General features: G+C 70.2%; 1 protein-coding gene and 1 pseudogene. Both read right to left on the minus strand.

All coding sequences use genetic code 11. From position 1 onward, the window contains the following. Window positions 1-84: 84 nt before the first annotated feature. Entirely contained in the window at window positions 85-525 is a 441-nt protein-coding gene (gene rbfA / locus AC2W7M_RS23265; protein ID WP_486135290.1) for a 30S ribosome-binding factor RbfA, read from the minus strand. A gap of 254 nt (window positions 526-779) precedes the next feature. Next, a pseudogene (gene infB / locus AC2W7M_RS23270) lies at window positions 780-2,735 on the minus strand (translation initiation factor IF-2); the annotation flags it as partial.

The following is a 2,735-nucleotide window of genomic DNA, read 5'->3' on the forward strand; positions in this document are numbered from 1 at the left end:
CGGCCTCGCCGGGCATCACGCCCTCGCGCGGGGCGCCGTCGCGCGGCTCAAGGGCTTCGGGGCGCGGGGCGGTGGCTGCGGCGGTCATTTCTTTTTGTCGGTCTCGTCGTCGTGGGATTGGGGGTCGTCGGTCGAAGGCTCGATATCGCGCGCCACCTGCGGCGAGCGCAGCAGCGCGTCCATGCGGGCCGCCTCGGCGAACGAGGTGTCCTCCAGGAAGCGCAGGTCCGGCACGGATTTCAGCTCCACCAGGCGGGCGATCTCCATGCGCAGCGCCTTGCGGTTCGCCGCCAGCGCCTTGATCACCGGCCGCACGTCCTTGCCGCCGAGCGGCATCACGTAGCAGGTGGCGATCTTCAGGTCCGGCGACATGCGCACTTCCGGAACCGTGATGATGTGGCCGGCCAGGACCGGGTCGATGTGGTCGCCGCGCTGGAGCACCTGGGCGAGGGCGTGGCGCACCAGCTCGCCCACGCGCAGCATGCGCTGGGAGGGGCCGCCCCCCGTGCGGGTATCAGGTTTCATGGGTCGGTTCTCTTTGGGCGCCGGGCCGGAGCCGGACGCCTTCTCCTTCAAGGGGGAGCGGACGGGGTTGGACCGTGCCGCTCCGGTTGGAATCATCGTGCGAATGCCGCCGCGGCTCGACGGGTCATGCCCGGGCGTGTCCCGGGCATCCACGCCGCGCCGCCTGCAGGAGGCCTGCACGTTTGTGCCCGGCCGCCGGGCGTGGATGGCCGGGACACGCCCGGCCATGACGGCTCAGCGAAGCGCGTCCCGCCTCACAGCGAGCGCTGCACCACCTCGACGCGGTAGCACTCGATCACGTCGCCGGCGCGCATGTCCTGGTAGTTCTCGAACGACATGCCGCAATCCTGGCCCGCATGCACCGTGTTCACCGCATCCTTGAAGCGGTTGAGAGTGGCAAGCTTGCCTTCGTGGATCACCACATTGTCGCGGATCAGGCGCACGTGCTGGCCGCGCTCCACGATGCCGTCGGTGACGGTGCAGCCGGCCACCTTGCCCACCTTGGAGACCGCGAAGATCTCCTTGATGAGGGCGTTGCCCAGCATGGTCTCGCGGTTGATGGGCGCGAGCAGGCCGCTCATGGCCTTCTTCACGTCATCCACGAGGTCGTAGATGATGTTGTAGTAGCGGATCTCGATGCCCGCCCGCTCGGCCGCGTCGCGCGCTTCCTTGTTGGCGCGGACGTTGAAGGCGATGATCGCGGCGCCGGAGGTCTCCGCCAGCGTCACGTCGCTCTCGTTGATGCCGCCCGCTCCCGAATGGATGATGCGGGCCTGCACCTCGTCGTTGCCGACCTTCTCCAGCGCGCCGATGATGGCTTCCACCGAGCCCGACACGTCGCCCTTGATGATGAGGGGGAATTCCTTCCGCCCCGACGCCTTCACCTGGCTCATCATCTGCTCCAGCGAGCCGCGGATGGTGGCGGAACGGGCCGCTGCCTTCTCGCGCTTCTGGCGCTGGCGATAGTCGGTGATCTCGCGGGCGCGGGCCTCGTTCTCCACCACGGCGAGGCGGTCGCCCGCCTCCGGCGTGCCGTTGAAGCCCAGCACCTCGGCCGGGAAGGAGGGGCCGGCGGTGTCCACGTTGGCGCCGGTGTCGGAGATGAGGGCGCGCACGCGGCCCCATTCGGCGCCGGCGACGACGATGTCGCCCACATGCAGCGTGCCGCGCTGGACCAGCACGGTCGCCACCGGGCCGCGGCGCGTCGAGCTTGGCCTCCACCACCGTGCCTTCGGCGGCGCGGTCGGGATTGGCCCTGAGGTCGAGCAGCTCGGACTGGAGCGCGATGGCTTCGAGCAGCTTGTCGAGGTTGGTCTGCGCCTTGGCGGAGACCTCCACCTCGAGCGTCTCGCCGCCCATGGTCTCCACCTGCACCTCGTGCTGGAGCAGCTCGGTGCGCACCCGCTCGGGCTTGGCGTCGGGCTTGTCGATCTTGTTGATCGCCACGATCAGCGGCACCTTGGCGGCGCGGGCGTGGTTGATGGCCTCCACCGTCTGGGGCATCACGCCGTCGTCCGCCGCCACCACCAGCACCACGATGTCCGTCACCTTGGCGCCGCGGGCGCGCATGGCGGTGAAGGCGGCGTGGCCGGGGGTGTCGATGAAGGTGATCTTCGAGCCCGAGGGCGCGGTCACCTGGTAGGCGCCGATGTGCTGGGTGATGCCGCCGGCCTCGCCGGAGACGACGTTGGCCTTGCGGATGGCGTCCAGCAGCGAGGTCTTGCCGTGGTCGACGTGGCCCATGATGGTCACGACGGCGGGACGCGGCTGCAGGGTCTCGGGCGCGTCCGGCGTGTCGAACAGGCCTTCCTCGACGTCGCTCTCCGACACGCGGCGCACGGTGTGGCCGAGATCGGCGGCGATCAGCTCGGCCGTGTCGGCGTCGATCACGTCGGTGATCTTCACCATCTGGCCCTGCTTCATGAGCATGCGGATCACGTCCACGGCGCGCTCCGACATGCGGTTGGCGAGCTCCTGGATGGTGATGGTCTCGGGCAGGATCACCTCGCGGGCGATCTTTTCCTTGCTCTCCTGCTGGCGGTGGCCGGTCATGCGCTGGGTGCGGCGGCGGAACGAGGCCACCGAGCGCTGGCGCTCCTCCTCGCCCGACTGGGCGGTGACGAGGGTCAGGCGGCCGCGCTGCTTCTCCTGGCCGGCGGGGGCGCGGGGGAACCTTGACGGGGCGGGGCCGGACGGGCGCCCGGACCGCG

The organism is Xanthobacter sp. BG11Y11_SDJG (genome assembly GCF_057364445.1).